At 50.3% G+C, this 19808-nt stretch carries 22 protein-coding genes; 15 read left to right on the top strand and 7 right to left on the bottom strand.

Features of this window, described 5'->3' with window-relative positions; translation table 11 throughout:
- Window positions 1–11 precede the first annotated feature (11 nt).
- Genes AM1_RS27555 through AM1_RS44495 form a run of 5 tightly spaced genes read right to left on the bottom strand, consistent with a single transcriptional unit; the run spans window position 12 to window position 2279 of the window.
- Window positions 12–578 (bottom strand): DUF4269 domain-containing protein, encoded by a 567-nt coding sequence (locus AM1_RS27555; RefSeq protein WP_012166233.1) that lies wholly within the window; start codon window positions 576–578, stop codon window positions 12–14.
- Between the two features lie 28 nt (window positions 579–606).
- On the bottom strand, window positions 607–804 hold the full coding sequence (locus tag AM1_RS41330; RefSeq protein ID WP_238549109.1) for a Uma2 family endonuclease: 198 nt from the start codon (window positions 802–804) through the stop codon (window positions 607–609).
- 29 nt (window positions 805–833) lie between these two features.
- A complete protein-coding gene (locus tag AM1_RS27545) occupies window positions 834–1547 on the bottom strand; it encodes an HAD family hydrolase (protein ID WP_012166232.1) in 714 nt (237 codons plus the stop codon).
- Window positions 1548–1602: 55 nt separating this feature from the next.
- Window positions 1603–2058, bottom strand: coding sequence for a phosphoribosylanthranilate isomerase (locus tag AM1_RS27540; protein ID WP_238549305.1), 456 nt, complete (start codon window positions 2056–2058; stop codon window positions 1603–1605).
- Window positions 2004–2279, bottom strand: a complete 276-nt coding sequence (locus AM1_RS44495; RefSeq protein ID WP_238549108.1) for a hypothetical protein — start codon at window positions 2277–2279, stop codon at window positions 2004–2006. The genes AM1_RS27540 and AM1_RS44495 overlap by 55 nt, the downstream gene beginning before the upstream one ends.
- 223 nt (window positions 2280–2502) lie before the next feature.
- On the opposite strand from AM1_RS44495, the gene AM1_RS27535 reads away from it, so the two are divergent.
- From AM1_RS27535 to AM1_RS27510, 6 genes are all read left to right on the top strand, one after another.
- Window positions 2503–2889, top strand: a complete 387-nt coding sequence (locus AM1_RS27535; RefSeq protein ID WP_041660640.1) for a hypothetical protein — start codon at window positions 2503–2505, stop codon at window positions 2887–2889.
- 80 nt (window positions 2890–2969) lie between these two features.
- Entirely contained in the window at window positions 2970–3128 is a 159-nt protein-coding gene (locus tag AM1_RS42385; protein WP_012166229.1) for a hypothetical protein, read from the top strand.
- A gap of 217 nt (window positions 3129–3345) precedes the next feature.
- Window positions 3346–4317: an NAD(P)-dependent alcohol dehydrogenase gene (locus tag AM1_RS27525; RefSeq protein ID WP_012166228.1), complete on the top strand. Its 972-nt coding sequence runs from the start codon at window positions 3346–3348 to the stop codon at window positions 4315–4317.
- Between the two features lie 118 nt (window positions 4318–4435).
- Complete coding sequence (locus AM1_RS27520; protein ID WP_012166227.1) at window positions 4436–5017, top strand: TetR/AcrR family transcriptional regulator; 582 nt, start codon at window positions 4436–4438, stop codon at window positions 5015–5017.
- A 71-nt stretch (window positions 5018–5088) separates the two neighbouring features.
- Window positions 5089–6198, top strand: a complete 1110-nt coding sequence (locus AM1_RS27515) for an NmrA family NAD(P)-binding protein (protein WP_012166226.1) — start codon at window positions 5089–5091, stop codon at window positions 6196–6198.
- 10 nt (window positions 6199–6208) lie between these two features.
- Window positions 6209–7291, top strand: coding sequence for an NmrA family NAD(P)-binding protein (locus AM1_RS27510; protein WP_012166225.1), 1083 nt, complete (start codon window positions 6209–6211; stop codon window positions 7289–7291).
- A gap of 58 nt (window positions 7292–7349) precedes the next feature.
- Here AM1_RS27510 and AM1_RS27505 read toward each other — a convergent pair whose 3' ends face one another.
- Window positions 7350–7988, bottom strand: coding sequence for a TetR/AcrR family transcriptional regulator (locus AM1_RS27505; protein ID WP_012166224.1), 639 nt, complete (start codon window positions 7986–7988; stop codon window positions 7350–7352).
- A 144-nt stretch (window positions 7989–8132) separates the two neighbouring features.
- Between AM1_RS27505 and AM1_RS27500 the strand changes: the two genes are divergently transcribed.
- On the top strand, window positions 8133–9788 hold the full coding sequence (locus AM1_RS27500; protein ID WP_012166223.1) for a phytoene desaturase family protein: 1656 nt from the start codon (window positions 8133–8135) through the stop codon (window positions 9786–9788).
- A 114-nt stretch (window positions 9789–9902) separates the two neighbouring features.
- Here AM1_RS27500 and AM1_RS42380 read toward each other — a convergent pair whose 3' ends face one another.
- On the bottom strand, window positions 9903–10175 hold the full coding sequence (locus AM1_RS42380; protein ID WP_012166222.1) for a hypothetical protein: 273 nt from the start codon (window positions 10173–10175) through the stop codon (window positions 9903–9905).
- 98 nt (window positions 10176–10273) lie between these two features.
- On the opposite strand from AM1_RS42380, the gene AM1_RS27490 reads away from it, so the two are divergent.
- The 8 genes from AM1_RS27490 to AM1_RS27455 all read left to right on the top strand — a co-directional run bounded on the left by AM1_RS27490 (window position 10274) and on the right by AM1_RS27455 (window position 19781).
- Window positions 10274–10714 (top strand): DUF6326 family protein, encoded by a 441-nt coding sequence (locus AM1_RS27490; protein WP_012166221.1) that lies wholly within the window; start codon window positions 10274–10276, stop codon window positions 10712–10714.
- An 88-nt stretch (window positions 10715–10802) separates the two neighbouring features.
- Complete coding sequence (locus AM1_RS27485) at window positions 10803–11390, top strand: glutathione S-transferase family protein (RefSeq protein WP_041660636.1); 588 nt, start codon at window positions 10803–10805, stop codon at window positions 11388–11390.
- A gap of 123 nt (window positions 11391–11513) precedes the next feature.
- On the top strand, window positions 11514–12056 hold the full coding sequence (locus tag AM1_RS27480) for a P-loop NTPase family protein (RefSeq protein ID WP_012166219.1): 543 nt from the start codon (window positions 11514–11516) through the stop codon (window positions 12054–12056).
- A gap of 4 nt (window positions 12057–12060) precedes the next feature.
- On the top strand, window positions 12061–12705 hold the full coding sequence (locus AM1_RS27475) for a class I SAM-dependent methyltransferase (RefSeq protein ID WP_012166218.1): 645 nt from the start codon (window positions 12061–12063) through the stop codon (window positions 12703–12705).
- A gap of 6 nt (window positions 12706–12711) precedes the next feature.
- Complete coding sequence (locus AM1_RS27470) at window positions 12712–13356, top strand: VOC family protein (RefSeq protein WP_041660634.1); 645 nt, start codon at window positions 12712–12714, stop codon at window positions 13354–13356.
- A gap of 115 nt (window positions 13357–13471) precedes the next feature.
- Window positions 13472–13882, top strand: coding sequence for a DoxX family protein (locus AM1_RS27465; protein ID WP_238549106.1), 411 nt, complete (start codon window positions 13472–13474; stop codon window positions 13880–13882).
- Window positions 13883–14244: 362 nt separating this feature from the next.
- The gene (locus tag AM1_RS27460) at window positions 14245–17019 is read left to right on the top strand and encodes a tetratricopeptide repeat protein (RefSeq protein ID WP_012166214.1); all 2775 of its coding nucleotides are present in this window, start codon (window positions 14245–14247) and stop codon (window positions 17017–17019) included.
- Between the two features lie 29 nt (window positions 17020–17048).
- Complete coding sequence (locus tag AM1_RS27455; protein ID WP_012166213.1) at window positions 17049–19781, top strand: LuxR C-terminal-related transcriptional regulator; 2733 nt, start codon at window positions 17049–17051, stop codon at window positions 19779–19781.
- Window positions 19782–19808: the final 27 nt, after the last annotated feature.

Here is a 19808-nt window from a genome sequence, read left to right as displayed (position 1 = left end):
GTATTGCATTGTTATCCCAACTTCGTATTGGGATCACTGTGCGGACGATTCTCCATGACTTTCGGCTGGGTCTCAACCAATTGCAGCAATTCGTCGTGGCCTTCATGTTCAAGATCAAGAAGTGCTAAATAGGGATCACCCGACAGCCCAAGGGCAATCGCAAATGCTGGTTCTGTCTTCAACCCAGATTGTCTCAGTTTGATCACTGTCGCTTTCAGTTTAGGCACAACTGCCAGCAACCGCTTTTCGATTCGGAAGTACCTTACACCCCATTGTTGGCCTGTTGGGATGGATTGGCAGAACAGTTCAATATCCCAATTCAACGCGCTAAACTGAACGACAACGGACTCTTCGTTTTGCGCGGTAGAGTCGCGTATTTCAAAATTCTTGAAGCATTCAAACTGGGTCGTAGAATCCATCTTGAAACGGTCAAGGTCGTCATAGGAACAAGCGATGTCAATATCGTTGTTCGCCACGTCAATCCCAAGTGGAGGCGTCCCAATGACCACGGGGTCAAACGGACGTAGCTTGTCCAAGATCCCTAGATGCTCGATTTCCCGCGTGAATTCGATTCGCATTGGTTGGAACCAAGTGGGATAACTATGGTTATACGTCAGGCTGTCGCAAAAGACACCTAATCAATGTGACCTTTGCGCCACTTTCACCACCCACTGGAAGCATAATGATTGACTTACCTGATCGACTGCGTTCCATCACCACATCTTTGTTGTTCATGCAGAGCTGGTAGAACTGGTCATGGGTCAACGTCGTTAACGACTCCAGATTGAGTGTAATAGCAGTCATGGCTGTGGCCTGCGCTCTTGCCTTCTTCCTCATCTTATCCATTCTGTTTGGGTGAGCCAAGCAGGAAGTTCCCGCAGACTCTCTAGGCAGGTAAAGTCTTTTCCTTGAAGTGCCTCCATATCGGCCTGCTCATGCACCCATGTGGTGTGATAGGGAATGTGGACGGCTGCGGCTCCGGCTTCAAGCACTGGTAACACATCAGACTGAATCGAGTTGCCAACCATCAAAAACTGGCTCGGTTGCAGATCGTTGCGTCTCAAGATCTTCCGGTACGTGTCGGTGTCTTTTTTAGAAACGATCTCAATGGCAGAGAAGTAACCCCCCAGTCCAGAGCGTGCCAATTTGCTTTCCTGACTGAGCAGATCTCCTTTGGTCAGCAGCATGAGTGGCACCTGCTCTGCGAGGATTCTGATGGTCTCTTCTGCACCATCTAGCAGCTCCACTGGGGCTTTGAGCATCTCGCGGCCCAAGTCAATGATTTCTTGAATGTGGGTGGCGGGGATGTGGCCTTCCGTCAGCTCAATAGCGGTTTCGATCATTGAGAGCGTGAAGCTTTTTACACCGTAGCCAAAGTGCTCGAGGTTCCGCTTCTCCGTTTGGTAGAGGCGTTGCTCTATGGTGTCGGTATCTTGGCTAGCCGTCAGAATCTCTCGAAATCGTGCTTCGGTGGTGTTGAAGAGGGGAATGTTGTGCCATAGGGTGTCGTCGGCATCAAGGGCGATGAGCTTAAACTTCGTTTTCATATCGAGTGCGTGATGGTAGGGGACTGGGAGGATATATCTGCTACGCTCAAGCCCATTATCGCTGCTCCGTCGTTTCCCGAACGGCTTTGAAAAACGATCGCAGCTTGTTTTCGTCCAGCCGATCGTCAGTGCGAACTCCACTGCAAAGATCCAGACCAAACGGTTCAACCTGCTCAATGGCTACGCGGACGTTATCCGGTTTCAAGCCGCCTGCAAGAAAAAGCGGCACATCAATTTCTTCCCGGATCTGGCGGCTGATCTGCCAGTCATGAACACGCCCTGTGCCGCCAAGCTCTTTGACTTCCAGATTTTGATTCCCTGAGTCAAGCAAGATGGCATCTACGTGCTGTGAAATCAGCCGTGCTTCATTGATGGCGTCTTTATCCTGCACATGAATGACCTGCACGAGTTTGATTCCAGGCAGCGCCTGACGCAATATCGGATAGGCCACTGTTTCTATGCGATCGCAAAGCTGAACTGTGTTTGTGCGACAGCGGTGCTGCTGCTGGATGATAATATCGGGGTCTTGTTCGCTGGTGAGTAAAAAAGTTGCGATCGCAGGTGGTACAGCCGCCGCAATTCTGCAACCAGTGATTCATCGATTATGCCTGGGCCGCTTGGCATCGCAGAAACAAGTCCCAGGGCAGAGGCACCACAGTCGATCGCAAGCATTGCTTCTTGGATGCAGCTAATACAGCAGATTTTGATACGTGGGGCTACAGTTGGTTGCATAATGCTTTCTTAAATCACCCCCACTCATCGTACTTTCGCGTGGACTCCAAACTTCCACAACGTATAGATTAGAGATCAGCTTATCCATTCAAGTGGATAGATTAGCTTCACCCACCGTTTTAATGACACTACAACCCCAAGTTCAGTGGTACCACTATCAAGTGCGCACTGCCGACTTTAATCTGCGTTTTGCTTTTAGGTACAACATCTGGAAATCTTCAACGTGAACGTTATTACAAAAAATATCAAATGGGTCATGCTTGTATCGGGGCTACTCACTTGTACAATGGCCTATGCTGCAATAGCTCCAGAAGCAGCCTTAATGAGTACTTTTGGAGAATCTATCAGTGGTCCAATTGCTGAGATAGTCGTCAGAAACTGGGGTGCGTTAATCACCTTAATAGGGGGACTTCTTATCTATGGTGCATTTAACCCTCTACATCGCTCACTAATTCTTGTATTCTCTAGTACCAGCAAAATTATCTTTATTGGACTAGTACTGACTATTGGCAACGAATATCTGGGAAAGGCTGGATTAGTAGTTGCATTCGATAGCGTCGTTGTCGCAATATTTTCCATATATCTTTTGACTACTAAGCGTAATACCTAACCTAAACATATGAAGGTTGCTGGTCCATCTCTGTCAGCGAATTCCGTACTGCCGAGGCCTTGTTTGCCAGTGATCTCATCATGCTACTCGATGCGTTTATGGCTACACTCACCTTCACGTCCACCATCCTAGAAGTGTTGATCTACCTGTTCTATGGTTGCTCTCGATTAGCAGGCATGGCAATTGATGGTCCCCCAGTTCGTCCTTGCTCTGATCTGCAGGAATTGAAATTGGGCTAGGACTACTCTTGTTGTGTCTTTGGCGCGAGCAATGGACGCTGAACTCCAATGAATAATGGTCCTATTGTTTTGCCGACAGGGTGGGCTTATTGTTCTGATGAACTAATCCACAACGCTCACACAGCAAGAATCTCAGCTTTATTTCCCAACATGTTCCCTTCGTATGGAATTTCGTGTTATGTCACCAACCCGTTCTGTTACTCCAGGCGTCTGCACCATGAAAGCGACCTGGCAGACTCAGTATGGTTCACCGGATGTATTGCAATTAGTAGATGTCCCCAAACCCACACCTGCTGATAGCGAAGTGCTCGTAAAAGTACAGGCGGCCTCTGTTCATGCCGGAGATTGGCATCTGATGCGAGGCACACCGTTCTTAATTCGCTTAATGTTCAGCGGTATTTTCAAGCCCACGATCAACATTTTGGGATCTGATCTAGCGGGGCAAGTAGAAGCGGTCGGTAAAGAGGTCACGCAGTTTAAACCGGGTGACGAGGTCTTTGGTAATCTGTCCGAGTCTGGGTGGGGGGCATTTGCCCAATATGTTTGTGCCCCCACAGATGCCCTACAACCTAAGCCTGCAAACGTAACATTTGAGGAAGCAGCAGCTGTGCCAACCTCAGCAGTTGCGGCCCTACAAGCCCTACGAGATTGTGGGCAAATTCAGTCTGGGCAGCAGGTGTTGATTAATGGTGCCTCCGGTGGTGTGGGATCGTTTGCGGTGCAGATTGCCAAGATCTATGGGGCTGAGGTAACAGCGGTGTGTCGAACCGAAAAGATAGAGATGGTGCGATCTCTTCATCCAGACCACATTATTGACTACACTCAACAATCAGTTATTCAAGTTGGACAACAATACGACCTAATTCTGGATACCGCCGCTTATCGTTCAGTACTGGACTATCAGCAGGTTTTAAGCCCGGAGGGAGCCTTCGTCCTGGTGGGTGGCTCAACGGCTCGATTTTTCCAGGTGATGTTGTTTGGCTCCCTCCTTAGCAAGATTCTGCATCGGAAGATGACAGCCCTGGCAATGAAAGTCAATCCAAACGATCTTGCGATTGTGAAAGACTGGCTTGAGGCCAGAAAGATTGCGCCCTGCATTGATCGCAGTTACCCACTGCATGAGGTGCCAGAGGCGATCCGTTATCTTGAACAGCGACAGGTTCGAGGAAAAGTTACCATTAGGGTCTGATCAGCAGACTTCACTACCAGCAGGAATCTTAAACTTCAACGTTTTCACAGCCCAAGACTTGACATCTCATTTCAGACGATTTAGTCTGTATTTATTCCAGACGACTTAGTATGAAATTATGCCCCGTCCCCGAGAGTTTGATCCTCAAGCCGCTCTCCAGGCTGCCATTCAGGTGTTCTGGGAGAAAGGCTACTACGATACCTCTGTTGATGAGGTGGTCAAGCACTCTGGCGTCGCCAAATATGGCATCTATGGCACCTTTGGCCCCAAACGGGAGTTGTTCAAGAAGGTTCTAAGTCAGTACGCCAGCGATCGCCACCAAGATATCCAAAGCCCGATCCGGCGACCCGGCGCATCCTTGCCTGAAATCCAAGAGTTTTTTGACAAGGTACCTCATCTGATTACCCAGGAGGATTACCCCCACGGGTGCCTGATGTGTAGCACTGGCATTGAAGTGGGCCTCAGAGACCCGGAGATCAACGCAGTCGTCAAAGACTTTTTTGCTGATATCGCCAAAGTTCTCAAAGGTTGCCTGACCCAGGCCGTCCAGAAAGATGAACTTAAACCACAGGAGGAACTAGATGCCTTAGCAATCTATCTAACCACTGAATTTCGCAGCGCTCTGATGCTGGCCCGCAGTGGCCACGCCGTTCAAGAGATCCAGCAGCACCTAAAATTTGCGCTGCAGATCCTGTCGTAATTTTTTTTGATTAATTTCAGACTATTTATTCTGTAACTCTGTCGAAGTGTTTCTAATGTGGAGACGAATCAATGCAACATCCTAAGATTCTCGTGACCGCTGCCGCTGGACGCACGGGTTCTGCAGCGGTATTCCAGCTACTAGAAAAAGGCTTTCCAGTTCGGGCCTTTGTGCGCCGTAGGAGTGCCCGCGCGGTGCAGCTCGAAAAGGCCGGAGCCGAGCTGTTTATCGGTGACCTGTTTGATTTTCGTGATCTGCGTACAGCTCTACTAGAGGTGCAGCGGGCCTATTACTGTCCACCCTTTGCACCCAATCTATTGCATGGGGCAATGTTGTTTGCGATCGCAGCTGAAGAAGCCCACCTCGAAGTGGTTACCCTTATGAGTCAATGGAACCCCCATGCGACACACCCCTCCTATATAAGTCGGGAGCATTGGATTGCTAACCACCTATACCGCTGGATGCCCTCAGTGGACGTCATTCACATCAACCCCGGCATCTTTGCCTTTGTATACCTGCTGGGTTTGCCAATGATTACTCACTTTGGCTTGCTGATGGCACCCTTTGGTGAAGGTCGCAATGCCCCACCCTCTAACGAAGATATTGCTCGCGTTGCAGCGAGCGCCCTCGTCGATCCAGCACCTCATATTGGCAAGAGCTATCGACCCACTGGGCCGGACTTGCTGTCAACGCACGACATGGCGAATATTCTCAGCAAGATTCTCGATCGCCGAGTCAAGTATCAAGATACCTCGCTCAAAATGTTTGCAAAGGCTGCTAAAGCGTTGGGGTTCCCGGATTTTGAGACAGCCCAAATGCGATACTACGCGGATGACATTCGCCACGGCAGCTTTGAAGTTGGCACCCCAACTCATCATGTGGAGCAGGTGACTGGACAAAAGCCTGAGTCCTTTGAACAGACAGCCCATCGATATCTCCAAAATCCAGCACTGATTCATCCTCGGTTGGCACACATGAGCAAGATTGGGGCCATTACTTTGCTGGTGCGGACCCTGTTCAGTCGGGTTCCAGATTGGGAGGAATGGGAACGCGATCGCAACCACCCTCTCCTTAAACAGACCCAACTTGCAGTCCATAACCCAAACTGGGTTGTCAGTGCCCAACAGCAGCAGCTCAACTTACTCCAGCTTCGTAACCCCCAATACGCTCCACTAACCTAAGGAAATCATTATGACCCTACCCAAAATTCTTGTTACCAATGCCAATGGCAAAACTGGCTTTGCGGCAACCTTGCAGCTATTGGACAAAGGCTACCCAGTACGCGCCTTCGTCCGTACCCGAAGACCCAACACCACACAGCTTGAGCGAGCAGGGGCTGAAATCTTCATTGGTGATATGGCCGATATGGCCACCCTCAATCAAGTCATGCAGGGTATTCAGCGTGCGTATCTGTGCTTACCCGGCATCCCGAATCCCTTATTCTCTGGCGTTAGTTTTGCCGTGGCAGCACAAGTCATCAAGCTAGAAGTTGTGGTGATGATGGGGCAGTGGCTGTCTCATCCCCAACATCCTTCCTTTGCGACCCGCGTCACCAATCTGATGGACTCAGTTCTATCCTGGATGCCGGATGTGGATGTGGTGACCGTGAACCCAGGCTGGTTTGCAGACAACTATATGGCAATCCTGGAGCCGATCGCACAATTAGGACTAATGCCGATGCCTTTAGGTCAGGGACTGAATCCACCCCCCTCTAATGAAGATATTGCCAGAGTGATCGTTGGTGCCCTGACTAATCCTGCACCACATATCGGCAAAACTTACCGCCCAACGGGGCCTAAACTCCTGTCTCCCAAAGACATTGCACAGACCTTTGAACGAGTTCTCAATCGCCCAGTGCGGTACATTGATATTTCTGAAAAGATGTTTCTCAAAGCGCTGAGAGTCCAAGGTCTTTCTCCCTTTTTGCAATCGCAAATGCGCTACTATGCCGAGGAATATCGTCGGAACGCTTTTGGTATGGGCGGTTCTACTCATGCTGTTCTAGAAGTTGGAGGTCAGCCACCCGAAGATTTTGAAACCATCGTCCGCCGCTATGTGGCTCATAGCCCTACGGTACAACGATCCACTGGCAATCAACTCCGAGCAGTCTGGAATTTGTTGCAAATTCTGTGGACTCTTGTACCGGATGTAGAGGGCTATGAGCGCAGTCAATATCTACCGAGGGTCAGTCAGCCAACTTATGCCCTTGAACATAAAGATTGGGTGATTAGTCATTGCTTAGAGGATACGTTTGGGGTTGTCCATCCTATTTGAGAAGATGATCCAACCCTTCACACCTTATGAGTGGGGCAGAGTAGCAGTAAATGCTGCCCTACTCCTCACTTTTGGAATCAATGTTACTCCGTAGTCCCTGAGTTAATGATGCCGTCGCCAATTGAGTCAATGCGATAATCGCTTTCTCATCTTTGAGGGGCAACTGTTGTTCAATCAAAAGCATTGCCAGACCATGTACTAAGGACCAAGCTACCCAAGCCAGTTCTTGGGGATTGTTGACTTTGATCTTGCCTAGGGTTTGGCCAGTTGAGATCGCTTCCACCATCACCCCAAATGCTTTCCTTCCTGCCTCATTCAGTGCTGGGTAATCTGGATGATTAGCCTGAAATGCCCCAAACATCACCCGATAATGGGACGGATGGGACAGGGCAAACTGAACATAGGCCACCCCACTCACCTGCAGCTGCTCCACAGGATCTTCAGCCACCTCCATATCCTGCTTGAGCGCATCAAAAAGCAGCCGAAACCCCTCTTCAGCCACCGCCGCTAAAAGTGCTTCCTTATCTGCAAAATGGCGATAGGGGGCCGTATGAGACACCCCCACCTGACGCGCCACTTTGCGGAGCGATAGGGTTTTGGCATCCTGCTCTTGAGCAATCAATTCCAACGCCGCATCTATGAGCGACTGACGCAGATCGCCGTGATGATAAGGCGTCTCCTTGGTGGGCTTAGGCATCACTAGTGGAGCTTTAACGGAACCGTTACAAATTGTATGCCTCTATGTTGACAGCGTCAACTTCAAGATCTATAGTAATGTTGCCAGTGTAAACATTTTTGTGTCTATCTCCTGAAACGCTCACTGAAAATTGTGGAGGGCATCATGAAATCTACAACTCAACAAGACTATGATCTGATTTTGATTGGTTCCGGTATTGGAGCGCTGACCGTAGCCAGCCTCATGGCGCAACTACGCGGTAAACGGGTCTTGATCTTAGAGCGCCATTTCATTGCTGGCGGGTTTACCCACTCCTTCCAGCGCAAAGGGTTTCATTGGGATCCGGGATTACATTACGTTGGCCAAATGCGACCTGGTTCCAGTACCCGCCATCTGTTTGATCTGGTCACCCATCAGCAGGTGCAATGGCAGAAGATGCCTAACCTGTTTGAGAAGTTTGTGTATCCAGGTTTAACGTTTGATCTCTACGATGATCCGCAGCAGTACCAGGCAGATTTAATCGAGCGGTTTTCGGCGGAAGCCCCAGCAATTCGACAATATTTCAAAGATCTCAAGAAAGGATCTGCTGCTCTCTTCCTCGATGCAGCCAAGCAGAACGGCTCTTTTCTGTCCAAGCTCGTCGGTCAAGTTGCCAAGCTCTGGCACGGTATTGATTTAAGCTTAACGACCCAGGAATACCTTGATCAACACTTCCAGGATCCAAAACTTAAGGCATTATTGGCCTCCCAATGGTTAGATTATGGCGTATCTCCAGCAGCAAGTCCCTTTGCTCTCCATGCCACCATTGCCACTCACTATCTCAACGGCGGCTATTATCCCGTAGGTGGCGCAGGCACCATTGCCCAGGCGGTACAGCAGGTCGTTGAAGATCACAATGGTAATGTCTTGGTTAACCGAGAGGTGGACGAAATTTTATTGGATGAGGGGCAGGCTGTTGGCGTGAGAGTCCGCAACCTGAAAGCTAGAGATCAGGCGTTCGAGGAGTACTATGCACCGGTAATAATCTCCAATGCGGGTGCCTACAATACCTATCTCAAGTTCATTCCGGCTCACTATCCCATTCCGTTCCGGAATTCTCTGAAACAGTTTGTTGAGAAGCAGTCTCCAGCAACCAATGTGGCACTCTACATTGGCTTTTCTGAAGATCCGCGTCAACTCGGCTTCCAAGGGGAAAATCACTGGATTTACACCACCTTTGATCATCAGGCTGTGGAGTGTGAAAAGGGAAAGTGGCTCCAGTCTGGCCAGCCGCTCCAAGCCTATCTGTCCTTCCCATCGCTCAAAGATCCTAAGGCTACAAAACATACGGCTGAGATTATTGCCTTGGCCGATTATGACAGCTTTGCCTCTTGGCGTGATCAGGGTTGGTTGCACCGTGACGAGCAGTACCAAGCCCTTAAGGACCGCATCCAAAGTGTGTTGTTAGATCTGGTCGAGCAACACTATCCAGGATTTACAGACTTGGTGGATTATTGTGAAGTCTCAACCCCACTTACGAATGAGCACTTTACAGACCATCCCAAAGGGGGGATGTATGGGCTGCCGATGCTGGTGGATCGGTTCGCACCTCAAAATCGGGCCTGGACGAAGATTCAAACACCGATTCCCGGTCTCTATATGACGGGCAGTGATGTGTACATGCTGGGAATTGTCGGTTCGATGATGGGGGCGCTGTTAACTGCGAGTCAGCTCTCTGATGGAATTTCGATTCTCCAAGCCTTTATGGCAGCAGCCAAGGTGAAAGCTGTTGAAAGTAACACGGATAAGCCCACTATGGCCAAGGCATCTGCATTGTCCTAGTGTCATGTCAGTAGAATACTTGTGCGAATATGAACATCTGACCCTGGCTAAAGTTTTGATCGCGCAGTACAGACGAGACGATATAGAAGAGTTAGAGGCTCCTCCCCACAAAACTCATTCATAAATCCTCACCTCTAATCCCCACATGTGGGGACAACAGCTCCCCACATCCGTTTGTATTTTTGAGTTGTTAACGCCAAGGCGATCGCAACTCCCATGAGTCAACCCCACAGTTCTGCCGCAAATCATCACCAACAGTACGAGATTCGTATCAAGGGACATCTTGATCAGCGCTGGAGCCACTGGTTTGAGGGATTTGTGATCGCGCTCAAGGACAACGGTGAAACGCTGTTGTCTGGCCCGGTAGTAGATCAGGCCGCGCTTCATGGCGTGTTGATCAAGGTGCGTGATTTGGGGCTGTCACTGGTCTCAGTTACACCTGTCCAACGCGAACAGACCAAAAATGCAAACAAAGGAGAATGAATATGAATGTGCAAAAGCAGATACTGGCAATCGAGACGAAAGCGAAGCTATCGACCCTGTGGCTGCTGTTTCTACTCAATATCATCTTCCGAGATATTCATGAATTTGTAGAACCTGGCTTCGTTGAAGAGATTATGACCGGGACACTCAATGGGAATCCCATCCAAGAACATATGCTGCTGTTGGGCGGTGTCATGCTTGAGATTCCGATTTCCATGATTCTTCTCTCCAGACTATTACCCTATCGTGCCAATCGGTGGGCAAACATCATCATCGCGGTACTTTACATCTCGTTGGTAATTGTGACTGGCTCAACCGATTTAGACGATACCTTTCATCTAATCGTTGAGGTCACCGCGCTGTCATTCATTATCTGGTCGGCGGTGCGGTGGCGGAATCCATCTCTTAAGCGACCTGCGATCGATGCGGCAGTGTCATCGTAACCGAATTGAAGGAGAAAACGATGAATCTTGTGTTTGAGTCCCTTAATTTATCAGAACCCAAAATATTCATTACGAAGGAGCTACACAGATGAAGCACTACTTCAACTCGATGAGCCGGGCCTTGACTTCCGACTGGATGCTCAGGGAACTCGACGCCGAGCACGAACGGATCGTTATCGATGTTCAAGCTGGTGAGCAAAATTCACCTGAGTACCGGGCAATCAACCCAATGGGCAAAGTCCCCACACTCGTCGATGGTGACGCAGTTATCACCGAAACTGCTGCGATCTGTGCATACCTGGCTGACAAGTTTGCAGAGAAAGAGTTTGCGCCATCTCCCGGCTCACCAGAGCGCGGCAGGTATTATCGGTATCTCTTCTTCCCGGGTACCACCCTTGAACCGCTTCTGTCGGTCACCTCGCTTGGAATCAACGATATCAAGCCGCAAACGATGGGTTGGGGAGATATACCGCGTGCCATGGCCGCAGTCGAATCGATGACACCTGCTACTGGCTGGGCACTCGGGGAAAAGTTCACTGCAGCAGATGTCGTCTTTGGCGGTACGCTCGCATTATTTTGCGGCTTTAATATGATGACAGCATCGCAGAAGGTTGTGAGTTACATCGAGCGCATCAAATCGAGAACAGCCTACCAAGAGAGCCACACAGGTTTGTAACTGTAACGTTTGATCACGATAGGCTATCGGCGTGATACCCGTTAGCTTAGCTACGCCAATTTGTATTGATTCCATGTGATTCCGTTAAACAGCCACTGAACAGAACCCACTGAGGAACTATCCATGAACAAAGTTGCTGTATTTGGTAACACGGGTGGGGGAAAGTCCACCCTCAGCAAACGCCTTGGGGAGATAACGGGACTCCCTTGGTTTCCCCTTGATTCCATCCAGTACCAACCGGGTGGCAGCGAAGTGCCCCACGCTGAGTTTAAAGCCGCTCACGATGCCCTATTACAACAGGACCAGTGGATTATGGATGGCTTTGGCTCAATGGATACCCTATGGCCGCGTTTGGCCACAGCCGATACGTTGGTCTATCTCGATATGCCCGTGCTGTTGCATTACTGGTGGGTGACTAAACGCTTTCTTCAAGGGGCTTGGGTGCCACCCGCTGGTTGGCCGGAGGGAAGCCCGTTACTCAAAGGGACGCTGAATTCCTATACCACCGTCCGGTTGTGCCACACCAAACTAACGCCCAAATATCGGGACTATATGGCGCAAGTGAAGGCGACCAAGCAGGTTTATCATCTGCGATCGCGCCGGGACATCGCCTATTTCTATCAGACCATCGCAGCACAAACTGACGCTACTTTACCTAGGAGCTGAATCCATGACGACATCAACCCAATTTTGGGACAAAATCGCCGAGAAATATGCCAAGCAGCCGATCTCTGATGAAGCCGCTTACCAGAAAAAACTCCAAATCACGCGGGAGTATTTTCAGCCCAGTATGAACGTGCTGGAGTTTGGTTGTGGCACCGGATCGACGGCCATTGCCCATGCCCCTTACGTGCACCATATCCAAGCGATCGATTTCTCATCCAAGATGATTGATATCGCTCAAGCAAAAGCCGCCGCCCAAAACATCCTAAACGTCACCTTTGAGCAAGCCAGCATTGACGAGCTGAACGTCCCAGACAGCAGTTACGATGCGGTGTTGGGATTGAATGTTTTACACCTCCTCGAAAACAAGGAAGCAGCGATCGCTCAGGTCCATAAAATGCTCCAACCGGGCGGATGTTTCATCACCAGTACAGTGTGTCTGGGGGATACGATGGCTTGGTTCAAGCTGATTGCCCCTGTGGGTAAAGTCTTGGGACTTTTTCCGTTAGTCAAGATCTTTACAGTAAAAGACTTAGAGACAAGTTTGACGGATGCAGGGTTTGAGATCGATTACCAATGGCAAGCGGGGGATTATCAATCACCCATCGGTAACGCCAAAATCCTGTTCATCGTGGCAAAGAAGCCTGCATAAACGGCCATGAACATGACACTGGATCACGTTTTTATACTGGTTGAGCCGGACGCGAGGGTGGCTGATCGACTGCTTGAACAAGGCTTTCGAGAAGGCTCAAGAAACACTCATCCCGGTCAGGGCACTGCCAACCGTCGGTTTTTCTTTGCCAATGGCATGGTGGAATTCCTATGGGTGCGAGATGCCCATGAGGCAAACACTGGTCCCGGTCGAAACCTGCACTTTTCTGAGCGAGCAACAGATCCCACCGCCTCGCCCTTCGGCATCATTTTTGTCCCCTGCAAAGATAATGCCAGCCCCGACATGCCCTTCCCTGGCTGGCATTATCAACCTGACTACTTTCCACTCCCGACAGGATTCCATGTGGGTGCCAATTCCGAGAACTATCTGGAACCGCTCTGTTTCTATTTCCCATTCCATAATCCGGGTGTACCCCTACCGCAACCTGAACGCAATTCCCAGAGGATTACGGAGGTGGTCATTTCTACACCATCGATTGACACTGACGGGGTGTTGGCGTTGGCATCAAGGTGCGATCGCCTATCCATCCAATCAGCTTGTGAACATCTGATGGAAATCACGTTAGAACATCGTGCCCTGGGGCACACCCAAGATTTTCGACCTGCAATGCCACTCATTTTGCACTGGTAACTGTAGTAGAGTATCCAACTCAATTCACGACTTTTTCTCGAACGCCACGAGGCAGGCAAGCTCTCAATAAGGAAGCGACATGATTGTTTTAGTTGTACTACTCAGCGTATTTACTGTGACTTGGGGACTATCAGCGATCACCCAACGTCCCCGCCAGATTCGTACCGCTGGCTGTATTGCCTTTGCGGCTTTGTTTATCTTCACAGGAATCAGTCATTTTGCTTTGGCCGAAGGCATGGTACAGATGCTGCCTGAATGGGTTCCGGGGCGCTATCCAATCATTTACATCACCGGAATCATAGAAATTATTCTGGGACTTGGCTTTTTATGGCCATCAGTCAGACGTATGAATGGTCTATTGACACTTACATTCTTGATTGCTGTACTTCCGTCTAATATCTATGCGGCCTTAAATTCCGTTGACTTTGGTGGAAATATTAACGGCCCTCGCTATCTGTTCTTTCGCATACCATTACAACTTTTCTTACTGTGGTGGGTCTGGTTTATGGCGGTGCGTCGTTCTTAAATATTTCGATAGCTTGCTGCACCCAGGAATATTGAGGTTGGCTCGCGCAACTCTTCTGATCGGCTCGGTGAATCGCAAAGGGCTGGGTCAAGTCCTAATGTTCCTGCGCTGTCCAACCAAATGGACTCTTTCCTGCATGTAGCAGGACTGGAGTCCGTGACGTCATTTGACTATGGCACTGGCTGGTCGAAATGGATGTGTATAGCCGAGATCGGTGTCAAACTCAGATAATTTATTGCTTGGCGGTATGAATAATTTAGAATTGCTGTACTACCATCAAATCGTGTTGTATTAGGGCCTATCATCAAATAGGTTTTCAATCGATTAGAGTAGATATCTCAGGCACTTGAGCGAAAAAATTGATGGTTGATGTGCCAGGGCAAGAGATCGCAGAAATCCCCCTTCTAGAGACCAAGCTCTACCGCCCTAAATGGCGTCCTGGTTTGGTCTCACGTCCGAGGCTGCTTGAGCGGATTCACAAGGAGCGCAAGCTGACGCTCGTTTCGGCCCCTGCTGGTTTCGGCAAAACAACGCTGTTGGCGGAGTGGGTGGCGGCTGTCCCGGATCAGCTTGTTACCTGGGTTTCACTAGATCAGGGTGACAATGATTCTGCATTTTTCTGGGCCTACCTAATCACCGCCCTCCAGAAGATTAATTCTGGGCTAGGTGAGAGATCGCTCTCGTTATTGCAATCTCCACAACCACCGCCCATTGAGTCAGTTTTGGCGATCTTAATCAATGAGATCAATGGCGTTGAGGATAACTTGACGCTGATCCTCGATGATTTCCATGTGATTGAAAACCGAGGTGTGCAGGAAGCGATCACATTTCTCCTGGACCATCTTCCCTTCCAATTGCATCTGATCATTGCTAGCCGGACTGATCCACCCCTGCCTCTAGCCCGTCTTCGAGGTCGAGGAGAATTGACCGAGCTGCGAGCTGCGGATCTGCGCTTTACCTCAAACGAAGCCGCAGCGTTCCTCAACCGAATGATGGGGTTGGACATTTCGCCTGCAGATATCGCTGCTCTAGAGACCCGAACCGAAGGCTGGGTTGCGGGACTTCAGCTTGCAGCCCTCTCAATGCAAGGTCGGGAGGACATTCCTGAATTTATCGCAGCCTTCTCGGGTGATGACCGCTACATAGTGGACTACTTGTTGGAAGAGGTCTTGCAGCGTCAGTGCGATCGCGTTCGTACATTTTTGCTCCAAACCGCCATGTTAGAACGCTTGAGTGGGCCACTCTGTGATGCAGTCACCAACCAGCAAGGAAGCCAGACCATGCTGGCGGATCTGGAGCGCGACAATCTGTTTGTGGTGCCGCTGGATAACAAGCGCCAGTGGTATCGCTATCACCATCTGTTTGCTGATGTTCTCCAGGCCCATGCGATTGCGGAGCAGTTAGAGCACCTCTCCATTCTGCACAGGCGAGCTAGCGAGTGGTACGAGCAGAATAATCAACTATTCCATGCCATCCACCATGCCCTGGCTGCTAAAGACTTCGAGCGAGCGGCCAGTTTGATCGAGCGGATATGGCCCACGATGCGTCAGCGTCAGCAGGAATCCACGGTATTTGGCTGGATGAAGTCACTTCCTAACTCAGTGTTTCATAACCGACCTGTCCTGAGCGTTGTTTATGCCCTCGTGTTACTAAACGACGGCCAGTTGGATACTGCGGAAGCGCGTTTACAGAATGCTGAACGGTGGCTGGACAAGGACACCGAATCTCCAGCCGTTGAGAGAGTCGTGGTGGACGACCTACAGTTTCGGTCTTTACCGGCTTCTATCGCCAATGCCCGCGCCTATCGAGCGCAAGCGTTGGGTGATGTGTCGAGTACCATCACCTATGCACAGCAGGCCCTAGCGCTGTTACCAGAGGATGCAGCATATGAGCGCGGAACCACTGCATCTCTGCTCGGCCTTGCCTATTGGGCTAGCGGAAATCTAGAGGCTGCACACCTATCCTTTGCTAAAGGGCTGGCGATTTTTCAGAAAATTGGCGGTGTCCAGATTGCGATCGGTGGCACCTTAATTTTGGCCCATATCAGGAGAGGCCAAGGTCGACTCCAAGAGGCTATCCGCACCTGTGAGCAGGCTTTGCAACTGGCAACAGAACAGGGTGAGCCTGGGCGACGGGGGACGGCGGAACTATTGATGGCACTCAGCGAACTGCACTATGAGCAGGGTGATTTGGAGACCGCCAGCCAGCTTTTGCTACAAGGCGAGGAGCTGCGAGAGCAAGCCACCACGTTACCAGGAGCAGACCATCTCTGGTGCGTGGTGCAGGCGCACCTCAAGGAATCGCTCGGGGATTTAGAGGAAGCATTCAAGTTACTCAACGAGGCGGAGCGGTCGTACCATCGAATCCCTATTCCTGATGTGCGTCCTGTTGCAGCATTGAAGGTGCGGATGTGGGTAAGGCAGGGCCAACTCTCTGAAGCCCTGAGCTGGGCAAATGAGCGTCAGCTATCCGTTGAGGATGACCTTAGCTATCTGAAAGAGTATGAACATATCACTTTAACGAGGGTACTGATTGCTCGGTATCGAAGTGATGGTCAAAGATCGGCTCAGGGCCATTGCAGAGACAATGTAATTCATCAAGTGCTTGACTTGCTGGCCCGACTCCTGCAGGTGGCGCAAGCAGCAGGGAGAAACGGGAGTGTACTTGACATTTTGGTAACTCAGGGACTGGCATATGAGGTATTAGGGGATGTTGAGCGGGCGATCTCACCCCTAAAATGTGCCCTCACCCTGGCTGAACCAGAAGGCTATGTCCGCATTTTTGCCCAAGAAGGAACATCAATGGCGGAGCTGTTGCGTGAAATCGCAGCCCGTGGCATTACTCCAGGCTACACAGGTAGGCTATTAACTGCGTTAGAGACCTGGGGGCAAAAACGTGAGGATCAAGCTGTTTCCCCTATCTCTGCATCTGCTCAGTCGCTAGTTGAACCGCTGAGCCAACGAGAGCTTGATGTGTTGCGCTTGCTTAGAACTGATCTGTCTGGTCCAGAGATTGCTCGTGAACTAGTGGTTGCCTTGAGCACGGTTCGCACCCATACCAAGAGCATCTATAGCAAACTCAATGTCAATAATCGTCGGGCAGCGATTAAGCGGGCAACTGCTCTGGATTTAATTTAGACCATGCATTTGATGTTGAGTCTTAAATCATGCCGACCCCTATACTGGCCACTAAGCTTTATATCCCTCTCCCACGCCCAGAGGTGGTCTCCCGCGCTCGACTGATTGACTACCTGCAGGGGGGACTGAACCGGAAATTCATCCTGGTCTCAGCCCCAGCAGGCTTTGGCAAAAGCACGTTAGTTAGTGACTGGGTCTCTAATTACGCTGATGAACCCTCTTCTTCGGATAACTGCACCGTTACCTGGCTATCTCTAGACGAGGAAGACAACGATCTCCAACGGTTTTTGAGTTACGTAATTGCGGCGTTGCGGAAGATCTCAAGCAATTTTGGAGAAAGCGTGTTGGCAGCTCTCCAATCTCCTCAGCCGCTCTCCACCGAAAACATTTTGACCGTCCTACTGAATGAAATCACTACTATCCCCGAACAGTTTGTCCTGGTTTTAGATGATTATCATCGGGTTGATAACTCAATCGTAGATCAGGCCCTAACCTTTCTCATTGAACACCTCCCACCCCAAGCGCACCTGGTGATAGCCACCCGTGAAGATCCGGCTTTCCCCTTAGCCCGCTGGCGTGTTCAGGGTCAGTTGTGTGAAGTCCGGGTCAAAGACTTACGGTTCAACACTGCAGAAGCGGTTGAGTTTCTCAATCAGAGAATCGGTCTCAATCTTTCGAGGGACGATATCACTGCATTAGAAAACCGGACTGAGGGATGGGTTGCAGGTCTACAATTAGCGGCACTCTCTATACAAGGCCAAACCGACCCAACTCGGTTTATCCAAACGTTTACCGGGAGTCACCATTTCGTTCTCGACTATTTAGTCGCAGAGGTTTTACAGTGTCAGTCTGAACCGATCCGTCACTTTCTACTACAATCCTCCATTCTGCAGCGGTTGACTGGTCCTCTATGTAATGCCGTGACCGAGCAAACCAATGGTCAAGAGATCTTAAAAACCTTAGAGCGAGATAATCTATTTGTTGTGCCCCTGGATGATCAACGCCAGTGGTATCGCTATCATCACTTGTTTGCAGAGGTACTTCAGGCTAAAGCCATTGAGGAACAACCCGAGCAAATATCCGGCTTACATTCACAGGCAAGCGGGTGGTATGAGCGCCAGGGGTTACCCACCGATGCGATTTATCATGCTTTTGCGGCTCAAAATTATGAGCGGGCCGCAAACCTTGTCGAGCTGAACTGGCGAGATCTAACCCGACAGTATCAAAACGCCACGGTGATTGGCTGGATGAAGGCACTCCCTGATGAGCTGTTCTGTAATCGACCTGTGCTCAACGCAGGATATGCCTGGGCGCTGATGGGCTGTGGGAAGCTGGAAGCTGCTGAGCCTCACCTTCAGGCTATCGAACAGTGGCTGGATGACATTTCAAATCAACCTGGGTCATCACAACCTGAAATGGTCGTGGTGAATGAAGCCGAATTTCACGCTCTCCCAGTGACTCTCGCTGCGGCCCGTGCCTACCAAGCTCAGACCTTAGGTGATATCCCCGATACTTTGAAATATGCCCAGCAAGCCCTCGATCTGTTGCCGGAGGATGATTATATCAAGCGGGCTGCTCCTACTTCACTGCTGGGAATTGCCCACTGGGCCAATGGCGATCTAGACGCAGCCCACCGTTTCTTTACTGAAGTGGTTAAGAGTTTTCAGAGGGCTGGCGATGTTTTGAACACCATTGACCTAGGCTATGCCCTGGCTGAAATTCGAGCGACACAAGGGTATCTCCGCGAAGCGCTGAAGACCTATCAGAAATTCTCGAAAATTGCCATAGAGAAGGGCGGGACTGTGCTACGAGGGACGGCAAATCTGTATATGGGAATTAGCGAATTACAGTGTGAATGGAACGATTTGGATGCCGCCGCTCAGTCTTTTCAGACTGGCAAAGCACTCGATGAAACTGCGACATTACCGGATTGGCAGCATCGCTGGCGGATTGCCCAAGCACGAATGAAGGAGGCCCAAGGTGATCTCAATGGCGCACTTGATTTGCTTAATGAAGCAGAGCGGCTCTACTATCGCAGTCCAATGCCCACTGCACAGCCTATTGCAGCGCAGAGGGCTCGAGTATGGGTGCGGCAAGGTCGGTTGATGGAAGCCTGGGGGTGGGTGCGATCGCAAAATCTATCCATTGACGACGATCTAAGCTACCTACGCGAGTTTGAGCATATGACCCTGGTGAGGATATTGATTACCCAATACCGACAGAATCCAGCAGAGAAACCACCTATTCATGGGGCAGTGGGTCTACTGGATCGGCTGTTGACTGCAGCAGAAGCAGGGGGGCGGATTGGGAGTGCGATCGCACTTCTCATCTTGCAGGCTCTAGCCCAGGAAGCACAGGGCAATATCCCGGTAGCCCTTGTTCCCCTGCAACAGGCTCTGACACTGGCTGAGCCGGAGGGCTATATTCGGCTGTTCTTGGATGAAGGCCCACCCATGATGACATTGCTGCAAGCGGCTGCAAAGCAAGACATGGCTCCAAGCTATGTCTTGCAGCTACTGGGAGCCTTTAGAGATGTCCAAGTTAAAGTACCTGTCACTCAGGGGTTAGCAGAACCCTTAAGCGATCGCGAACTTGACGTACTCAAATTGCTCAGAACCGAATTGAGCGGTCCAGAAATTGCCCGCGAACTGATGGTGTCGCTGAACACGATGCGGACCCATACAAAGAACATCTACAGCAAACTTGGGGTTAATAACCGTAGATCCGCCGTCAAACGCGCTGCGGAATTGGAATTGTTATAGTCCACCTCCCCACATCTCGCATTGATA

Origin of the sequence: Acaryochloris marina MBIC11017, assembly GCF_000018105.1 — a bacterium.
Lineage (GTDB): Bacteria > Cyanobacteriota > Cyanobacteriia > Thermosynechococcales > Thermosynechococcaceae > Acaryochloris > Acaryochloris marina.
The sequence above is the reverse complement of the archived record's forward strand: the minus strand, read 5'-3'. Positions and strand labels throughout refer to the sequence as shown.